Origin of the sequence: Bartonella acomydis, assembly GCF_039543025.1 — a bacterium.
Lineage (GTDB): Bacteria > Pseudomonadota > Alphaproteobacteria > Rhizobiales > Rhizobiaceae > Bartonella > Bartonella acomydis.
Map to the genome: position 1 here is coordinate 279,688 of NZ_BAABIY010000012.1, position 19,592 is coordinate 299,279.

General features: G+C 37.0%; 18 protein-coding genes. 7 read left to right on the top strand and 11 right to left on the bottom strand.

Annotated elements, in window-relative coordinates:
• Nucleotides 1-640: 640 nt before the first annotated feature.
• Nucleotides 641-2,407, bottom strand: a complete 1,767-nt coding sequence (locus ABD909_RS03085; protein ID WP_345096494.1) for an ABC transporter ATP-binding protein — start codon at nucleotides 2,405-2,407, stop codon at nucleotides 641-643.
• A gap of 214 nt (nucleotides 2,408-2,621) precedes the next feature.
• Nucleotides 2,622-3,140, bottom strand: a complete 519-nt coding sequence (gene infC / locus ABD909_RS03090; protein WP_345096585.1) for a translation initiation factor IF-3 — start codon at nucleotides 3,138-3,140, stop codon at nucleotides 2,622-2,624.
• Nucleotides 3,141-3,319: 179 nt separating this feature from the next.
• Here infC and ABD909_RS03095 point away from each other — a divergent pair, with 179 nt between their 5' ends.
• The 3 genes from ABD909_RS03095 to dapE all read left to right on the top strand — a co-directional run bounded on the left by ABD909_RS03095 (nucleotide 3,320) and on the right by dapE (nucleotide 6,267).
• The gene (locus tag ABD909_RS03095; RefSeq protein WP_345096495.1) at nucleotides 3,320-4,102 is read left to right on the top strand and encodes an alpha/beta hydrolase; all 783 of its coding nucleotides are present in this window, start codon (nucleotides 3,320-3,322) and stop codon (nucleotides 4,100-4,102) included.
• 32 nt (nucleotides 4,103-4,134) lie between these two features.
• On the top strand, nucleotides 4,135-4,878 hold the full coding sequence (locus ABD909_RS03100) for a M48 family metallopeptidase (protein ID WP_345096496.1): 744 nt from the start codon (nucleotides 4,135-4,137) through the stop codon (nucleotides 4,876-4,878).
• A gap of 216 nt (nucleotides 4,879-5,094) precedes the next feature.
• On the top strand, nucleotides 5,095-6,267 hold the full coding sequence (gene dapE / locus ABD909_RS03105; protein ID WP_345096497.1) for a succinyl-diaminopimelate desuccinylase: 1,173 nt from the start codon (nucleotides 5,095-5,097) through the stop codon (nucleotides 6,265-6,267).
• A 100-nt stretch (nucleotides 6,268-6,367) separates the two neighbouring features.
• Here dapE and hemW read toward each other — a convergent pair whose 3' ends face one another.
• Complete coding sequence (gene hemW / locus ABD909_RS03110) at nucleotides 6,368-7,567, bottom strand: radical SAM family heme chaperone HemW (protein ID WP_345096498.1); 1,200 nt, start codon at nucleotides 7,565-7,567, stop codon at nucleotides 6,368-6,370.
• On the bottom strand, nucleotides 7,564-8,214 hold the full coding sequence (locus tag ABD909_RS03115; protein WP_345096499.1) for a non-canonical purine NTP pyrophosphatase: 651 nt from the start codon (nucleotides 8,212-8,214) through the stop codon (nucleotides 7,564-7,566). The genes hemW and ABD909_RS03115 overlap by 4 nt, the downstream gene beginning before the upstream one ends.
• 301 nt (nucleotides 8,215-8,515) lie before the next feature.
• Between ABD909_RS03115 and hrcA the strand changes: the two genes are divergently transcribed.
• Both hrcA and grpE read left to right on the top strand, forming a co-directional pair.
• Complete coding sequence (hrcA, locus tag ABD909_RS03120; RefSeq protein ID WP_345096586.1) at nucleotides 8,516-9,586, top strand: heat-inducible transcriptional repressor HrcA; 1,071 nt, start codon at nucleotides 8,516-8,518, stop codon at nucleotides 9,584-9,586.
• A gap of 124 nt (nucleotides 9,587-9,710) precedes the next feature.
• The gene (gene grpE, locus ABD909_RS03125; protein WP_345096500.1) at nucleotides 9,711-10,373 is read left to right on the top strand and encodes a nucleotide exchange factor GrpE; all 663 of its coding nucleotides are present in this window, start codon (nucleotides 9,711-9,713) and stop codon (nucleotides 10,371-10,373) included.
• 115 nt (nucleotides 10,374-10,488) lie between these two features.
• Here the strand turns inward: grpE and thpR are convergent, their stop codons facing one another.
• The 6 genes from thpR to ABD909_RS03155 all read right to left on the bottom strand — a co-directional run bounded on the left by thpR (nucleotide 10,489) and on the right by ABD909_RS03155 (nucleotide 15,324).
• Nucleotides 10,489-11,028: an RNA 2',3'-cyclic phosphodiesterase gene (thpR, locus tag ABD909_RS03130; RefSeq protein WP_345096501.1), complete on the bottom strand. Its 540-nt coding sequence runs from the start codon at nucleotides 11,026-11,028 to the stop codon at nucleotides 10,489-10,491.
• A gap of 419 nt (nucleotides 11,029-11,447) precedes the next feature.
• Nucleotides 11,448-11,744 carry an HPr family phosphocarrier protein gene (locus ABD909_RS03135; RefSeq protein ID WP_345096502.1) on the bottom strand — a complete coding sequence of 99 codons (297 nt, stop codon included), beginning with the start codon at nucleotides 11,742-11,744 and terminating at the stop codon, nucleotides 11,448-11,450.
• A gap of 25 nt (nucleotides 11,745-11,769) precedes the next feature.
• Entirely contained in the window at nucleotides 11,770-12,159 is a 390-nt protein-coding gene (locus ABD909_RS03140; RefSeq protein WP_345096503.1) for a PTS sugar transporter subunit IIA, read from the bottom strand.
• A 131-nt stretch (nucleotides 12,160-12,290) separates the two neighbouring features.
• Nucleotides 12,291-12,755, bottom strand: coding sequence for an HPr kinase/phosphatase C-terminal domain-containing protein (locus tag ABD909_RS03145; protein ID WP_345096504.1), 465 nt, complete (start codon nucleotides 12,753-12,755; stop codon nucleotides 12,291-12,293).
• 22 nt (nucleotides 12,756-12,777) lie between these two features.
• Nucleotides 12,778-14,562 carry a stimulus-sensing domain-containing protein gene (locus tag ABD909_RS03150; RefSeq protein ID WP_345096505.1) on the bottom strand — a complete coding sequence of 595 codons (1,785 nt, stop codon included), beginning with the start codon at nucleotides 14,560-14,562 and terminating at the stop codon, nucleotides 12,778-12,780.
• Nucleotides 14,563-14,601: 39 nt separating this feature from the next.
• A complete protein-coding gene (locus tag ABD909_RS03155; protein WP_006590020.1) occupies nucleotides 14,602-15,324 on the bottom strand; it encodes a response regulator transcription factor in 723 nt (240 codons plus the stop codon).
• 375 nt (nucleotides 15,325-15,699) lie between these two features.
• Here ABD909_RS03155 and lysM point away from each other — a divergent pair, with 375 nt between their 5' ends.
• Entirely contained in the window at nucleotides 15,700-16,155 is a 456-nt protein-coding gene (lysM, locus tag ABD909_RS03160; RefSeq protein WP_345096506.1) for a peptidoglycan-binding protein LysM, read from the top strand.
• A gap of 119 nt (nucleotides 16,156-16,274) precedes the next feature.
• Here lysM and ABD909_RS03165 read toward each other — a convergent pair whose 3' ends face one another.
• Nucleotides 16,275-16,829, bottom strand: coding sequence for a copper chaperone PCu(A)C (locus ABD909_RS03165; protein WP_345096507.1), 555 nt, complete (start codon nucleotides 16,827-16,829; stop codon nucleotides 16,275-16,277).
• A gap of 840 nt (nucleotides 16,830-17,669) precedes the next feature.
• Between ABD909_RS03165 and dnaK the strand changes: the two genes are divergently transcribed.
• Nucleotides 17,670-19,562 carry a molecular chaperone DnaK gene (gene dnaK, locus ABD909_RS03170; protein ID WP_345096508.1) on the top strand — a complete coding sequence of 631 codons (1,893 nt, stop codon included), beginning with the start codon at nucleotides 17,670-17,672 and terminating at the stop codon, nucleotides 19,560-19,562.
• The last annotated feature ends 30 nt before the right edge of the window (nucleotides 19,563-19,592 follow it).

The window sequence follows — 19,592 nt, forward strand, 5'->3', positions numbered from 1 at the left end:
GTTAAATTTTATATACTTAAAGCTCTCCTTTGGAGAAATATTGAAGTATAGGCTAAGAATTTCACAACAGAAAAAGCTAGATATGAAATGTTTTATTTTTTTATTTATTGTGTTCTTTAATCAGAATTCCATCTTTTATGAAAAATAGTATATCATTGTATTTTTCATTTATATATATTTTACATTTCCTGGTATTCTCAATACCATCTCACCAGAATTATCCACAAATAGTAGAATTTAAAATCTATCAAGCACGAGCATTTGTTACGCTTATGGAGATACAAACGGCATTACCACAGTTTTACTATCATTGTCCTTGGTAAGATTTTCTAAATTTGCATATTAACTCTCTTCATGCATATGAGATTTCATAACATTTTATAAATATTTCACTATTTATTTGACGAAATAGGAAACTCTCGATATTGAATTTTTCTGTTTTAAAAATAAAGTGAATTTTTTTAACAAGATTACAAATAAGATTTTTGATTTTTATACCAATTTTAGAAAGTTATTTTCAATAAGCTATGATTTTTTCTCATGGCTGTATTTCAAAGAGGATATCTTTCGCTTCTTTACAAAGGGATAAACCTCTTTGCATTTTTTATCTGATCTGAAATCTTAATTTAAAGTTTAGAGATTAGGGTTTCTGTTTTTTGAATTGGATATTATGAAGTTTTGTGTAAAAACCATTTTCCTTTGCCAGTAATTCTTGTTGGCTACCTTGTTCAATTAATTGCCCATTTTTTATAACAACAATTTTATCAGCACGAACAATTGTTGAAAGGCGGTGGGCAATGATAATAGTTGTGCGTCCTTTGATGAGGTGATAAAGTGCTTCATTAATTTGTGCTTCTGTAGGCGAATCTAATGCACTTGTTGCTTCATCAAGAATGAGAATTTCACTATCATGAAGCATTGCTCTAGCGATAGCAAGTCGTTGTTTTTGTCCACCTGAAAGATTACAGCCATTGTCGCCAATTTGTGTATCATAGCCATTTGGCAGCTCCATAATAAAGTCGTGAGCATTGGCTGTTTTTGCTGCTTCAATAATGTCATTGTCACTGGCACCCTCTCTGCCAAGCCCGATATTATATTTAACAGTTCCCTGAAAAAGAAAAGTATCTTGTCCTACATAAGCCATTAGGTCTCGCAAGGAACGAAATGTTGTATAGCGAATATCTTGATTATTAATCAAAATGCGTCCCTTTGTTGGGTCATAAAGGCGCATAATAAGGTTAATAAGGGTTGATTTTCCTGAACCCGATGGACCCACCAACGCTGTCATTTTTTGAGGTTCTATTTCTAGATTGATATTTTTCAACACCATTTTTTTATCTGTATATGCAAAAGAAACATTTTCAAAACGGATGCTTCCTTGAGTTTTATCTAGATCTTTAGCATTTTCATGTTCTATAACCACAAGAGGATGGTCTAGTATCTCAAACATTGTGCGAATATTAACCAAACCAGCTTCAATTTTGACTCGTACATTTGCGAGCCTTTTTGCAGGTTCATAAGCAAGAAGTAAGGCGACAATAAAGGACATAAATTCACCTTGAACACCTGCACGTTGGGTCGCAAGATAGCCAGAAAAACAGATAATACCCGCAATAGCAATACCAGCGAGTGTTTCCATAATCGGATTTGTAATGGCTTGAAGTGTTGCAATAGTGTTTGCTTGTTTTTCAACATGACTAATAGCATTGTTCATATGTTTTTTCATGAGATCTTCTAATGAAAAAGCTTTGATAACTCGAATGCCGATAGAACTTTCTTGTATAATTTTGATAATTTCACCAAGTGAAAGGAGTTCTTTTTCGACAAGGCTGCGAACACGTTTTAAAGCCATTCGAACTCCTAAAAAAGCGAGTGGTCCTACTATTAAAGTAATGGCGATTAAGATAAAATTTTGAAGACACATAACAAGCAATAAGCCACTAACGGAAAGCAAATCACGCACAAAAGTTGTAATAATTGTATCAATGATATTACGTACTGCTGTAGCATTGTGGGTTACACGGACAAGAAGATCAGATGAAGTATTATTGTGATAAAAAGCGACTCCTTGTTCCATAAGACGCGCATAAATTTTACGCTGTTGTTCAGCAACGATACTGTTACCTGCTTTGCTTAAAAAGTAAATTTGGGCAAAAGTAGCAATTCCTTTGAGAATGAAAATGAAAGCGATGATGCTAGAAATTAAAGCAATCATAGCAAAATTCTTCCCCTCAATGATATAATTGACAACGTCACGCATAATCCATGCACTGGCAGAGGTTGTGCAAGAAATAATAATCATTGAAAAAATAGCAGCACCATACCAACGCGCATGTTTACGAAAATTTTCTCGCAAAAGACGAATAACAAGGTGCTTATCAAAAGCGGAAATTTGTTTTTTTATCATGAAGGGTTTTTATATTTTATCGTTCTTTTATGCAAGCTTGAAGCATTTTTACTTCAAGCTATTTCATTCTTTCGAGAAAATACTTTTTTATAAAATAAAGAGGTTAACTACATTCACCATCCGATTAAAAAGCACCACAACAATATCCTATGATGCTTGTAAAATGCCCTGTACATGCACTCTAGATATTTTATTATACGATTTCAACAAAAAATCATTTAGCTGCTATCACCATCATCATTTGACGGCCTTCAAGTTTTGGTTCAGATTCGATTTTAGCAATTTCACTTGTATCTTCTTTAACCCGCTGAAGAAGTTTTAATCCAAGATCTTGATGTGCCATTTCACGACCACGAAAACGCAAAGTGACCTTCACTTTATCACCGTTACCAATGAAACGATGAATGGCTTTGAGTTTTACGCCATAATCATGAACATCAACATTTGGACGCATCTTAATTTCTTTAATTTCAATGATTTTTTGCTTTTTTCGTGTTTCAGCTGCCTTTTTTTGGGTCTGATATTTTAATTTACCCAAATCAATGATTTTACACACGGGAGGCTCAGCATTTGGTACAATTTCAACTAAATCAAGCCCAACTTCTGCAGCCATAGCAAGGGCTTCTTGTATTGCAACAACCCCTTGATGTTGTCCTTCATCATTGATAAGTTGCACACGAGGAACCCGAATATCTCGATTTGAACGTGGTCCGTCTTTTTGGTTGGGCGTTATTTTAAACGTTTTGCGAATGGTTTATGCTCCTTAATTTTGAATTATCTACGATGCCACTTAATATACAATTATACACAGAAAAACAACTAGCATTTGTGCTTTTTTCATATTTGATTTATGATTTTAAGGATAGAAATTTTCCCTTTAATAATAAAAATACTTTATAAAGGAGAAGAATCATGGATCAAAATATTCCGTGCCAATTTTTTTCATTTGAAGGTACTCCTCTTGCAGTACGCCATCGAAAAGGTCACGGCTCTGTTGGTTTAGTTTGGCTTTCTGGCTATCAATCCGATATGTTAGGAAACAAGGCTCTGTTGATTGATCAGTTTGCTCAGCAGAACGATTTGTCTTGTTTGCGTTTTGATTACTCTGGTCATGGAGAATCTGGGGGTGATTTTTTTCAAGGTACGATTTCGCGTTGGGTTAGGGAAAGTTTGGTGGTTTTTGAAACCTATTGTGAAGGACCGCAAATTTTGGTTGGTTCCTCTATGGGGGGGTGGATTGCACTAAGGCTTGCTATGATGCTAGCACAGAAAAACACGACGCTTGCGGGCATGGTTTTAATTGCACCGGCTCCTGATTTTACACAAACTTTGGTGGAACCAGAGTTAGGCTTAGAGGGATGGAAAATTTTAGAAGAAAAAGGATATGTTGAACGACCTGCGGCTAATGATGATGAGGAGCCAATGCCCTTTACAAAAGCGTTGATTGAAGATGGACGAGATAATTGTGTTATGAAGGGATGCATTGATGTTGGCTGCCCGATTCATATTCTCCAAGGGATGGAAGATGATATGGTACCCTATCAGCATACATTAAATTTATTGAATCATTTACCTTTACAAGATGTAACATTGACACTTGTTCGTGATGCAGATCATCGTTTTTCTCGTCCAAAAGATTTAAAGTGTCTTGAAACAGCATTGCGGTCATTGATTGACCACATTAATGCAAGATAAAGGCCAAATTTATCAACATAAAGATATAATACATGAGTGTTTATGAACATTTTATTTTCTCTGATCAGGTTATACCTCTACGGGTACGCGAAAATAAGTGCGCGCGCCGTCTTACATTACGTATTGATGCGAGTGGTCAGGAGATTTGTATAACAACACCACCAGCGATAAGCTCCTATTCTGTTCAAGATTTTATTGAGAAGCACCGATCTTGGATTGAAGCACGTCTTTCTCGTATACATATTTCTCATGAGAATTCTTATCTCAAAGAAGGGACAACGATTCCTATATTAGGTATTGCACATACTATAAAACATGAGAAAGGACGTGGAATCACAGAAATCGTTACAGGGGATATGGGGCAGGAGCCTCAAATTATTGTTTATGGTCAATTAGAATATTTGCCAAGACGTATTGCTGATGTTTTAAAAAAACAAGCTGCGCTCATTATAACGCCATTAGTGGGTTATTATGCACACAAAGTAGAGCGTAAAGTGAAGTCAATTTGTTATAAAGATACGAAAAGTCGTTGGGGTTCTTGTTCCATAAGAGGAAACCTCTCTTTCTCGTGGCGCCTTATTATGGCGCCAAAAGAGGTTGTTGAATATGTTGTTGCGCATGAGGTTGCCCATCTTATTGAAATGAATCACGGGCCAAAATTTTGGGCTCTTTGTGAAAAACTTTACCCAAACAGTAAAACATATCGTGCTTGGTTAAAGGAAAATGGTCGTATGCTACAAGCAATCGATTTTCATTCCTATAAGCTAGAAGTATGAAAAGACGTAAAGGGGATAATATTTTTTGGAACTTTTTACCAAGTATTTCATTATACAGATATCTCGTCGCATGATGAGGAATTCATTGAAGCCTCAGCAATATTGTCTTCCCCTGCTTAAGTTTGCTGAGTGTCTTCAATGTTTTTACTTTATTTTTTTTGTAATTCAGCTTAATAATCTTTAATAATTCTTAAAGTTCAGATAGGAAGAGCAGTTATGCCTGTCCTTACAGATCCACTTAAGCTATTACAGGCGCTTATTCGTTGCCCTTCTGTTACACCGCATGAAGCGGGTGTTTTGTCAACTTTGGAACAGTTTCTAGAAAAAATGGGGTTTTGTGTTGAGCGTCCTATTTTTTCCGATAAAAATACAGAAGATGTTGAAAATCTTTATGCAAAAATGGGGAGAGAAGGTCCGCATCTTATGTTTTCGGGACATACGGATGTTGTACCACCAGGAGTATTGGAACAGTGGATCTATCCACCTTTTGAGGCGGTAATAGATCAAGGGAAATTATACGGGCGAGGCGCTGTTGATATGAAGGGCGGTATTGCTTGTTTTGTTGCAGCACTTGCTCGAGTTCTGGAGAAACAGTCCATTAAAGGCATGGTAAGTCTTCTCATTACCGGTGATGAAGAAGGTCCTGCATTGAATGGTACGGTAAAACTTCTTAAATGGGCACAACAAAGAGGTGAAAAATGGACTGCTGCGCTTGTAGGAGAACCAACAAGCGTAAAGACTGTTGGTGATGTGATAAAAATTGGTCGCCGAGGATCAATTTCCGGTATTGTTACCGTTAAAGGTCGCCAAGGGCATGTTGCTTTTCCTGAGCGGGCAGCCAATCCATTGCCTTTAGTCAGTAAACTTATTCAAGCTTTGACACAAACTGCTTTAGATCAAGGGACGGAAAATTTTCAACCCAGTAATTTAGAATTAACAGCTATTGATACAGGCAATTCTGCGGTAAATGTGATTCCAGCACAAACGATTATCCGTTTTAATATCCGCTACAATGATCTTTGGACAAAAGAAACACTGATGAGGGAAATTGAAAAACGTCTCACTTCCGTGCAGTCAAAAAATAATAGTGATCAGTTACCCTTTTATCAGCTTGAATGGATTCCAAGTTTGGGTGATGTTTTTTTGACCAGAAGTGATAAACTCATTCACACAGTATCAAATGCTATTAAAAGCATAACAGGGTATATACCAGAATGTTCTACGTCAGGGGGAACTTCGGATGCTCGATTTATTAAAGATTATTGCCCCGTGGTTGAATTTGGTTTACCGGGGCAAACGATGCATATGGTTAATGAATGTGTAGATCTTGATGCAATGGAAACTCTCACAGTTATTTATGAACGTTTTATTACTGATTTTTTTGCATAAAAAGAAGCACTTGTTTTTTCAAAAACATTTTTATCATACACTAAAAATCAAAAATATTCTATCACAGTTGATATGCTCATAGGTTGGAACCATAAAGATTTTAATTTGCCAATTGGCTGATGATATAATCAAGAAGGATTCGTCCTTTTTTTGTTGCTTTCAGGTGTTGGTTTCCTAGCATTTTTACCAGACCTTGTTGTTGTAAATCTATAAGCTTTTCCATTGGTAAACTTTTAGGATTTAAAGTGTCATAGCGTGAAAGATCCAAACCTTCGCTAAGACGCAATCCCATAAGAAGCATTTCATTTGCTTGTTGCTTAAGAGTCAATTGTTCTGTTTCAATACAGCCATGTCCTGTTTTTTCTACCAATTCAAGCCAATGCTCAGGATGTTTTTCATTGATTGTCACATAGCGTTTACGGCTTTCAATTTGAGAATCAGCTATTTTTAAAGAGAGAGAGGAATGATTTTGTGCATACTCAATAAAACGTCCATGGGCTCCTGGACCAAAGCCTGCATATTCATGATAACGCCAATAGAGAAGATTATGTGCTGATTCGGCACCAGGCATTGCATGATTTGAAATCTCATAAGCTGGCAATCCATGCAGTGTGGTTATTTCTTGGGTGAGATAATACAGATCTGCTGCAAGTTCTGATGCGGGAAGAATAAGTCTTCCAGCATCATATAGCCGTTTAAAAGCGGTTCCTTCTTCAATAGTTAGTTGATAAAGAGAAAGATGATCAGCCGCCAAATCAATGGCTTGAAAAAGTTCACATTTCCACTGTTCAAGCGTTTGTTCTGGGCGTGCATAAATGAGATCAAAAGATAAACGCGGAAAGATTTCCCGTGCTAAAGCAATAGCATGAAGAGCTTGTTGCACATCGTGGAGTCGACCAAGTTGTCGCAATGCTTTGTTATTGAGTGCTTGTATGCCTAGGGATAAGCGGTTAACACCTGCTGCACGATATCCGCGAAAGCGTTCTGCTTCTACACTTGATGGGTTGGCTTCTAGTGTGATTTCTGCTTTATCATCGATTGTCCATTTTCTTGCCAGTGCTTGCAATAAAGCATCAACAGTTTGCGGTGTCATAAGAGAGGGAGTTCCCCCACCAATAAAAATACTGGTAATATGACGTGGACCTATTTTATGATATTGCGTTTCTATTTCACGTTCAAAGGCGGTTACAAAACGTGGTTGATCAACACCATGAATGCGAACATGGGAATTAAAATCGCAATAAGGACATTTTGCAACACAAAAGGGCCAGTGAAAGTAAATGCCAAACGGTGCGTTCATGAGAGTGTCAAAAGGCTTTCGGCTAAAAGTTTAAATGCGCGTGCACGATGAGAAAGAGGAAGTGCTGTATCATTGAGTTTCCAGCCATGTTTTTGCTCCGTTGACATTTCTCCAAAGGTATTGACATATCCATCTGGTAAAAAAATAGGATCAAAACCAAAACCTTTATCTCCTCGCGGAGGCCAAATGAATGCCCCTTCAACGCACCCACGAAAATAAACTGCATGAGTATCGGGCCATGCAATGCAAATAACGGATATAAATCGGCATTTTCGTTGGCTTTTTTCATGCGCTCCATTTTTTTGCAGTTCATCTTCTATTTTTTGCATAGCTTTTGAAAAATCACGTGTACCATCGGGCTGAAGAGCAAGGTCTGCTGTATAAACGCCTGGTGAACCACCCAAGGCATCCACTTCCAAGCCTGAATCATCAGAAAGAGCCGGAAGTCCTGTATTTTTTGCTGCGGCAAAGGCTTTAATATAGGCATTTTCTTCAAATGTTGTCCCTGTTTCTTTGGGTTCGGGCAATCCAAGCTCTTTTGCAGATTGTATTGTTAAGCCAAATGGCGCAACCAAAGTGGAAATTTCATGCAATTTGCCGGTATTATGTGTTGCAATGACAAGTTTTTTGGCTGCTATACTTCTCATATATTTCTCCAGAAGTAAAAAGAGGGGACTATTTTATACTAAAAACCAACGACAATGCTTACATATACAAATTCTGCCAGATTTTATACGATATCATCTTTTTATATGTTTATTATTATTCTACTCAAATGAAATTTTTCATATTTTATAATAACAATGAAAGATATATGGACGGTCTATTTTTTAATGGTAGCATTTTTATGATAAATATATGATATGTTACACGACTTTAGACTATTTGACCAAATCTTGGCAAAACTTATATAAGAGAGAACTGTCTTAAAGTGGTGAAACAATTGTGATGAAGCACAAACCTATTGATGATGAACTAAAATATCTTGATGAGCGTTCGCGGGATATCTTTCGCCATATTGTGGAAGCCTATCTTAATGATGGTGAACCCGTGGGATCACGAAATCTTTCAAGACTTTTACGTCAGACATTATCACCAGCCACGATTCGCAATGTGATGAGTGATCTTGAACATCTTGGTTTAATTTATGCACCTCATGTCTCTGCAGGGCGAATGCCAACACAATCAGGATTACGATTTTTTGTTGATGCGTTTATGGAAGCTGGTGATTTGCCAAACGAGGAACGTGAAAGTATTGAAATGCAAGTAAAAGAGGCTGGTCACGCACAATCCGTTGAACATTTTCTTATTCAAGCAAGTCGCGTTCTTTCAGATCTTTCACGTGGTGCAGGACTTGTTTTGGCAACTAAGTACGAAGGAACATTGAAGCATATTGAATTTGTGCGGCTTGATAGAGAGCATGCTCTTGCTGTTTTAGTCACGCAACAAGGTGAGGTTGAAAATCGTATTGTTCACTTACCGGAAGGGGTTACCCATGCGCAATTGACAGAAGCAACAAATTTTCTCAATGCTCATATTCAGGGACGCACATTGAGTGAAGCGAAAGAAGAAATTGCCCGTTTATGCGCAGAAACACGAGCTGCTCTTGATCATTTGACTCATCATCTTGTTGAAACGGGATTAGCCCTCCTAGGAGGAGAAGATGCTAATCATAAAATACACCTTATTGTGCGTGGGCGTAGCAATTTACTTGAAGATGTGAAGGCAGAAGAAGATTTAGAGCGGCTACGGCATTTGTTTGATGACCTTGAAACACTTGAAAGTATGGCGCAACTTCTTGATTTAACGGATGAAGGTTCAGGAGTTCGTATCTTTATTGGTTCAGAAAATAAGTTGTTTTCGCTTTCTGGTTCTTCTTTAGTGGTAGCACCTTATCGTGATTCAAAACAGAGAGTTATCGGTGCTGTAGGAGTTATTGGGCCCACACGGCTTAATTATGCAAGGATTGTTCCTATGGTTGATTATACGGCGCAACTGGTATCACAATTGTTGCGTTAAAATAATCGAGTGCATATTTATAATACGGATATTCGTTGTACGAAGATGTATAAATACCCCTTGATTTTTGTCTGCAAAATTTCGATATCGAGAATAACAAATCTTATGAAGGAATGGAATTTTTATGTCTGATGAAAAAAACAAATTGACTGATGCTTCATTTGAAAATTGCGATTTGAAAAATCCAGCTGATCGCGATGCACTTAAAAAAGCTGCTGATGCATTTTTAAAAACACATAAAGCTGATGCACACGCAGAAGTTGAAGAGGAAAAAAGTGAATTCATTGATCCTGTAGTTGCTTTACAGGAAGAAAATAAAGAGCTGAAAGATCAACTTTTACGTCTTGCGGCAGATATGGAAAATCTTCGACGTCGTACTACGCGTGATGTATCGGATGCAAGAACTTATTCAATTGCTAATTTTGCGCGTGACATGTTATCTGTTTCGGATAATCTTAATCGTGCTTTAGAAGCAATTCCAGAGGGAGCAAAGGAAAATGACGCTGGTTTGAAAACATTAGCTGAAGGTGTGGAAATGACTGAACGTGCCATGATAGCAGCACTAGAACGTCATGGTGTACAAAAAATTCACCCAGAAGGGCAGAAATTTGACCCTCACTTTCATCAAGCGATGTTTGAAATCCCTAATTCTGATGTGCCAGATAATACCGTTCAGCAAGTTGTGCAGGCAGGTTATATTATCGGTGAACGCGTTTTGCGCCCAGCTATAGTAGGTGTGGCCAAAGGAGGGACGAAAAATCCTTCGGATGAATCTGATTCAGCTTAAATTGCACCAATAATAAGACTTTGAACAAATAATAGAGTTTCAAAAATGTATTTCTCATTCGTGAAGCATTTATAAAAGAGAGCTTTCAAAGATAAAAGGGTGTTAAAACACCCTTTTATCTTTGAAGTGGCCAATTTCCTTTTACAATATATGGGCTATTGCTTGAGGGAGATGGCGATAAAAATAAAACAAAATGATCAACCTCAAAAGGAGGAAATGAAAAATCACCTTGAGAGGACAGATAAGGAGAAAGATCTTCAGGTTTAATATCAAGCAATCGTGCAATAGTAATATGCGGAGTAAATTGTTTTTCATCAGGCGTTAGACCTAAATGACTACGAATACATTGCATCTTTTCGTATAAAATATTGAGAATCTCACAAGGTTCAATGCAAACAACAAGAGAATGTGGAGCCTTTTCTGAACCAAAAACGTCAAAACCCTTCATTTGTAGCATAAAAGGAGCGATTTTTATTGTGTCAAAGGCGTGCATAAGCGCATCTGCTGTAGCACTTTCTACTTCACCGAAAAAAGACAAAGTGACGTGAAAATTTTGCGGATTAATCCACTGCGCATTTGGTAAACCATTTTGCAAGGATACGAGTTGTTGTGTTGTTTGTTGAGGGATTTGGAGAGCGCTAAATAGGCGGGACATGGTATCTCCTTAAAGTGAAAAAGCACCACTACAAGTACAATGGCAAATAATAAAGGCAAAGCACACCAGAAAGATAAGGCGATTATGTAGAAAAATAATGTCTAAAAAATGTTTATATTGATAACAATAACCATGTTTACGTGTATTTTATCGCAAAGATATACAGTAAAAGGTAGTTTATAAAAGTTAACGTATCCAGTAAGGGATAAAAGTTTTTCTTTACTGTAAATATTTCATCATACATATTAAGTATGATAACAGCTATAACGGGTAGCAAATGCTTATGATAAACGTAACGCTCATTGTTAGTGGCTATGAATATTGGTACTTTTAAGAAAAACACAGAAAGCCAATCAGAATAATAAAGGCAAGAAGTCTTGTTTCGAGAGTAGCCATATATCTTGATGGGGTTATAAACTCTAGTTTTCTTCTCCAAATTTATTATTGATGAGTTTTTCCAGAGCATTGAGAGCATCAGTTGCTTCTGGTCCCCAAACGCGAATGGTGAGATTACAACCGTGGGAAGCTGCTAACATCATAAGTCCCATGATTGACGAACCGCCGACGATTTTTCCATCTTTTTCAACTTCAACAATGGCATTAAAATTGTCAACAGTTTGGACAAATTTTGCAGAAGCACGTGCATGTAATCCACGTTTATTACAAATATTGAAATGACGGCTTATTTTAGAGGGGAGAGGGTCTTTGAAAAGCATGAGTGGTTAATTATCCGCTATAAAATTATATTGGTACATTGATATATTTACGTCCTGCTTCTTGTGCTATTCTTAAAGCTTCTGATAATGAAATATCAGGGGATTGTCGAATAGAAATAAGTTTAATGAGCATAGGCAAATTAACACCTGAAATCATTTCAACACGTCCTTTTTCAATAGCAGGAATAGCTATATTTGAAGGTGTTCCACCGAATACATCCGTTAATATAATGACGCCATGGTCTGTATCTGTAGAGGAAACAGCGGCTATAATATCACCTCGGCGCTGATCTATGTCATCATTAGGGTAGACGCATATTGTTGCGAATTTTTCTTGTGTTCCAACAACATGTTCTACCGCATGTAAAAATTCAATAGCCAGCTCACCGTGCGTTACAAGCACGAGTCCAATCATTTACACAAACTCCTGTTCACTAAAAATCCAACCGTATTGGTGGAAACTGTATTTTACAAAGCTTTATTCTGCTGCCAAGAAAAATTTACAAAAAAAAGGCAAAAATAAAGATTTTTTTTATATTTTAAAAATTAGACTGATTTATGCCATATTTTTCTAAAGAAGATTGCTTCAATAGCTTGACAAATAGCCGTACAATCAGCTTCGTGAAGGCTTGGGAGTTTTAAAAGAGGAATATGTAGATCTGCAAATTGAAAAGTTTGATTTGTGGAAAAACGTTCATATTCAGGACCAAGAAGAATAACGTAATTAATAATGGTTTTTTTTTCAAACTCTATCATATAAAGGCCAGCGCCGCGAATCTCGATACCACCTTGCAAACCTTCTGGGGTATATCCATAAAGTTTTTCATTTTCCACACGCAGCATTGTATAATCATCACTGATAAGTTTTGCTTCACGTTTTGACCATTCAGCACGCTCAATCAAAGAGAGGGTAAGGGTTGATTTTCCTGAACCCGATGGCCCTATAATCAACAGACCCTTTCCTCCCAGTTGAAGACAATTTGCATGGAGTATTTCATTTTCTGTTGTCATGCCTTTTGCTTTGTATAAAGATTTATTTAGCGAGAGGAAGCATAATAATAAAGCGTGCACCAGTTTTATGATTTTCAAGTTCTGGATCAACAATATTTTCAGCTTTGATTGTCCCATTATGGGCTTCGATGATTTGCCGACTAATAGAAAGACCAAGGCCTGAGTTTTGACCAAAACTATCTTCATTTGGTCGGTCAGTATAGAAACGTTCAAAAATGCGTTCAATATTTTCTGAGCGAATACCAGGGCCATTATCTTCAATGGTCAAGATAAGAGTTGAAGCATGACTGTTCATAGTGATACAAATTTTACCGTTCTCATGGGGAATAAAAGAACGTGCATTTTCAATAAGATTGGAAATAACTTGTCCCAAACGAAGCTCATGTCCCAATACGAGATAGGCTTTTCCATGAGGGCGCGGAACAATATTAAGGCTTATATCAATGGATTGCCTATTACGGTATACTTCCTGAACAGCATGAACAAGACTTTCCAAAAGCAGTGTCATATCAACGATCTGTGCAGTTTCACGTGCAAGTTCTGCATCCAGTCGTGAAGCATCAGAAATATCAGTAATCAAACGATCAAGACGACGCACATCATGTTGAATAATTTCAAATAATTGTTCTTGAGCTTCTTCATTTTTAGCCAAAGGAAGTGTTTCAACAGCACTACGCAGAGAGGTTAGAGGATTTTTTAATTCATGGCTTACATCAGCAGCAAAGCGCTCAATGGCTTCAATACGCATATAAAGGGCGTTTGTCATATCACGAATAGAGGTTGAAAGATGACCAATTTCATCTTCACGCATTGAAAAATCAGGAATTTCCACGCGCTTATTATTACCATTACGCACACGGTTAGCAGAGGCAGATAATTTGCTCAAGGGGTGTGCAATCGTATGGGCTAAAAAGAGAGAAAGAACCAAAAGCACACTCCCTACCACAGCAAAGACTTTAAAAATAACCAGTCTTTCACCTTTTACAATATTATCAATATCTGAACCGGTTGTTGAAAGAAGAAGTGCTCCCACTACTGCACGATAGCGTTGAACAGGAACGGCAACAGAAACGATGAGTTGGCCTTGTCTATTACGTCTTTTGGCAGTTGCAAGAGATCCGTTTAATGCGCGATACACCTCTGGATAAGCAATACCACTGTTTTTCATCTGCTCTCTATCAAGAGCAATATTATTACCATAAAATGTGTGTGAAAACCATGAGGTGAGGCTCTCCCATATGTTTTGTTCCGTTTTAAGTGGAGGTAAGTCATAGCTAAAAACTTCACCACTAGAATAAAGAACACGCGAATCAAGAAGTAAAGTCGCATCACGATCATAGATACGTGCCCTTGTTGTTTTGGGTGTGATGAGGCGTCGTAAAAGAGGGGCAACTTGTTCAGGGTTAATGGGAAAGTCCCAAGAGTCGGTTGACTGAGGTGCAGGTGTAACACTTTCACCAGCATGTAATTCTAAAAGTTTTTGAGGATCAATAAGAATAGAATTGGTATCTACCGTTGCAGAAGCGGCAATGGCTCCAGCGATAATTTTTCCTTGAGTGCATAAACTTTTGATTTTAGCTTCAATGAGACCATCGCGAAATTGATTAAGATATAAAATACCTGTTACCAAAACGGCAAGAGCAGCAATATTTAACATAACAATGCGACGTGTAAGACTGGAAAAAAGCAATTGTCTCAGAAGATGTTGTACTCGAATATGCAAATGAGTAAACATGGGAAATGGCGTTGATGGAATACCATTTTTTGTCGTTTTTTGCAGAGTTTCCAGTTGAATATCTTTTGTCATCGATTTGATCGCTGTTCAAATTTTTGCGACAAAATAGTTTCACACCTCGTGGAAACGATATCCTACACCATAAAGTGTTTCAATCATTGCAAAATCATCATCCACTTGTTTAAACTTTTTACGCAGACGTTTAATGTGACTATCAATGGTGCGGTCATCTACATAGACTTGATCACTATAAGCAGCATCCATTAAAGCATCACGACTTTTTACTACTCCTGGTCTTTGTGCTAGGGTCTGTAGAATCAAAAATTCTGTGACAGTCAAGATAACAGGTTTATCTTTCCATGTACAGGTATGACGCTCTTGATCCATCACTAGATCTCCGCGCTTGAGGGAAGAGGTGGGAGAAGTTCCTGTCGCAAGTGGTTGGTTGCGCGCATTGGAACGACGCAGAATAGCTTTGACACGCTCAATGAGAAGACGTTGAGAGAAAGGTTTGGTAATAAAATCATCAGCTCCCATTTTAAGACCAAACAGTTCATCAATTTCGTCATCTTTAGAGGTGAGAAAAATAACAGGAATATCAGATTTTTGACGCAATCGACGCAAAAGCTCCATCCCATCCATTCGGGGCATTTTAATATCGAAAATAGCTAAATGTGGGGGATGGAGTGTTAAACCTTTGAGTGCAGATGCTCCATCTGTATAGCTTTCGACCCGATAGCCTTCTGTCTCAAGCGCAAAAGATAAAGATGTCAAAATGTTGCGATCATCATCAACAAGTACAATCGTTTGCGTGATTGTTGGTGTATCTTTCATGGCTTCTTAGACCTTTCTATTGCTATGATAGCAAACTATCCACGCTATTTATATGGGAGTTCATATTTTTTTTGCAAAACAAATGTGGTACAAATTGTAGCAAAGTAAACCCCCTTTCATTTTTACGGTAAAATCTTGTCTTATATTTGCAATTTTATAATGCTTTTGTGCATATAAAGATCCCTTCATTTTAGAAAAAAATTGCATTGAAGTGTTTTTTCCCAAAATTGAGTATTGTTTTGTTCCAGAATTAAACAAGTTTGTTTTTGATTGTTGAAGTTTAGAAAAACCGCCTATCTGTTTTTAACAGCAAAGAAAAGAGTGTAGTGACATATGTGCAAAAAAATTGTTTCTACTGCACGAAAGGAGAGCATAATGGGATTGTTTAATTTTATGAAAACAGTTGGCGAAAAATTTGGTATTGGAAATCATGAGCCAGAAGAAAAGGACTTTAAAGCTGCATTTGATAATTTCCAACTTGGTACAGAAAAAGTGAAAATTAAGGTTAAAAACGGTCAAGCTATTTTGAGTGGCGAGGTTTCAGATAGGGAAACACTTGAAAAAGCACTTTTAGTTGTTGGTAATTCGCAAGGTATCTCTTCTGTTGATATTGATCAATTAAAGATTACAGATACTGCACCTGTAAAAGCTTCTCAATTTTATGAAGTTAAATCTGGTGATAACCTTTGGAAAATTGCCGAAAAAGTTTATGGAAAAGGGCAAGGTGATAAAAATACATTTATTTTTGAAGCCAATAAGCCGATGCTAAAATCTCCTGATAAAATTTATCCTGGACAAGTTTTGCGTATTCCTGAGATTAATCACGCTTAAATAAAGGAAGAAAATAAATTTTTTATTTCTTTATAGTTTGTTTTATAGTGTTAAACAAAAATAAAGAGCGTGAAAAAATTTCCACGCTCTTTATTTTAATTGAATAGAGATGAAAGAACTTAGTGATGAGACACTGATTTTGCTGGTGATTTTCCTGCCATAGCGTTTACAGAGAAATCAACATCAATTGTTCCTGCTTTCTCAAATGTCAATTTTGCACTAATTTTTTCACCTCGTTTTAATGGTTGTGAAAGCCCTATGAACATAAGGTGATCACCACCAGGCTTAAGGGTAATTTCACCATTGCCTGGAATTTCAATACCATGGTGCATTTTTTCCATTTTCATAATATCATTAACAACTGCCATGGAATGGATTTCTGTTGTTTGTACCCCTTTTGTTAAAACAGAAACCAAACGATCAGGCAGATTACCATGATTAATGATATAGAGATAACCGCTACCAACTTTTATACCTCTAGGTGTTTCACGCGTCCAAGGGTGAAGGATTTCTATGTCACCAACTTTATATTGTTGTGCGGATGCAGGATAGGCTATACAAGAGAAAAGAAGAGCCCACATGATATTTGTAACAACTTTTTTGAATGAATATTGTGCGCAAGTTATATATTGAGATATGAGTTTTTCTGTTTTTTCGATGATAACTGTTATCATTGATTCACCCTCCTTTTTTAGATTTACTTTGAATGCTGCCTATTATTTTTAACAGAGTTTTTATTCAAAATAAAAGAAAGAATTATCAGAGTTATATAAATCAAAGAAAGAGAGCATAAACCTCTTGGATTTTAATAGTACACTGAAAAGGGCAAAAGAGGGTATTCTTCGCTCTATTGGTGGATTTAATCTGACAAAGAAGAAGGTGATATGAGGTGTATTCAAAGCATAGTTTTTAAATAAGCAGTAAATTTAAGCTTTTAATAGTAGAGTTGTTTAAGAGTAGATTAACAAATAATATTTTCGCAAACGGTACATTAAGAAAGATGAGGTGTAACGCTGTAGATGAGGTGATATAAAAAAATATCACGTTTATGATCATATAAGGAATGGTTATTTCAGATATTTGGTTAAAAGAGCTTATAATATTTATGCGACAAATTATTTACCTTTTGAATGATTTTAAATTCTCTATAAGAATTTTATGTGGCTATGAGAAATTAAGGAAAAAGACGCACTATTATTTTTCCAATTTTATAGGTTGATATGTCTATAAATTTCGTAAAAAAAGATATGCTATAATGCTCGCCTTAAGAGCATTTGCGTGTGAGTAAAATGTCTATTTTAAAAGAAAATTTTTATTTTAAGAATGTTTCTCTCATGACTCTCTTGTAGCGATAAGAGCCTGTTCTTATATACGAGGCAGAAAGGCTTGTTGCGACTTACAGTTTATTGTTTGTGTAACTTGAAATGAAGTACAGGCTTTGAGTGTTATGAGGAGCTGTCTTAGAGAAATGCTTGATGAAGGTTGAGGTAGCTTGCTGAAATGGAGAATATAATATGGCAAAAGTAATTGGTATTGATTTAGGGACAACGAACTCTTGTGTTGCTGTCATGGATGGCAAAAACGCAAAGGTTATTGAAAATTCAGAAGGAGCGCGTACAACACCTTCTGTTGTTGCCTTTACAGATGGGGGAGAGCGGCTTGTTGGGCAACCTGCTAAACGGCAAGCGGTGACAAACCCTGAAGGAACGGTTTTTGCAGTTAAACGCTTAATTGGCCGTCGTTTTGATGATCCCATGGTTGAAAAAGATAAAGCGCTTGTGCCTTATAAAATTGTTAAAGGTGACAATGGTGATGCATGGGTTGAAGAAGCGGGCAAGAAATATTCTCCTTCACAAATTTCAGCGATGATTTTACAAAAGATGAAGGAAACAGCAGAGTCTTATCTTGGTGAAAAAGTTGAGCAAGCGGTTATTACTGTTCCTGCTTATTTCAATGATGCACAACGCCAAGCTACCAAAGATGCAGGTAAGATTGCTGGATTAGAGGTTTTACGGATTATCAATGAGCCAACGGCAGCTGCTTTAGCATATGGTTTGGATAAAAAAGATGGAAAAACCATTGCGGTTTATGATCTTGGTGGCGGTACATTTGATATTTCTGTCCTTGAAATTGGCGATGGCGTTTTTGAAGTTAAATCAACCAATGGAGATACGTTTTTAGGTGGTGAAGATTTTGATATGCGCTTGGTCGGTTATTTTGCCGATGAATTCAAGAAAGAACAAGGGATTGATCTAAAGAATGATAAGCTCGCATTGCAACGCTTAAAAGAAGCGGCAGAAAAAGCAAAGATTGAACTTTCTTCCTCACAACAAACGGAAATCAATTTGCCATTTATTACTGCTGATCAATCTGGTCCAAAACATTTAACGATGAAATTAACGCGGGCAAAATTTGAATCTCTCGTTGATGATTTGGTTCAACGGACTATCGAGCCTTGTAAAGCCGCATTGAAAGATGCAGGGCTGAAAGCTGGTGAGATTAACGAAGTTGTTTTAGTGGGTGGTATGACACGTATGCCCAAGATTCAAGAAGTTGTGCAAAGCTTCTTTGGCAAAGATCCACACAAGGGTGTGAATCCTGATGAAGTCGTTGCTATGGGTGCAGCCATTCAAGGGGGTGTATTACAAGGTGATGTAAAAGATGTATTGTTGTTGGATGTAACACCTTTATCTTTGGGTATTGAAACATTGGGTGGAGTCTTTACACGTCTTATTGAACGCAATACCACTATCCCAACGAAAAAATCGCAAGTTTTTTCAACTGCTGATGATAATCAAAGTGCTGTAACTATTCGTGTATTCCAAGGTGAACGCGAGATGGCAAGTGATAACAAATTATTGGCTCAGTTTGATCTTGTCGGTATTCCACCAGCGCCGCGTGGTATGCCTCAAATTGAGGTTACTTTTGATATTGATGCAAATGGTATTGTCAATGTTTCGGCGAAAGATAAAGGAACGGGTAAAGAGCATCAGATTCGTATTCAAGCATCAGGTGGTTTAAGTGATGCTGACATTGAAAAAATGGTAAAAGACGCAGAAGAGCATGCGGCCGAAGACAAAAAGCGCCGTGAAAGTGTTGAAGCGAGAAATCAAGCGGAAGGTCTTATTCATTCAACTGAAAAATCACTGAAAGAGTATGGCGATAAGGTTTCTTCTGAAGAGAAGGAACAGATTGAAACAGCAATATCTGATTTAAAGTCTGCACTTGATGGTGCCGATACTGAAGAAGTAACAACAAAAATGCAAAAATTAGCAGAAGTGAGTATGAAGCTTGGACAGGCGATGTATGAAGCTTCACAAGCAGCAACAGAAAATACTGAAACAGATACGAAGAATGATGATGTTGTTGATGCTGATTTTGAAGAAATTAATGATAAAAAGAAATAATGTAAGCAAATGTGTTGATTAATGAATAAC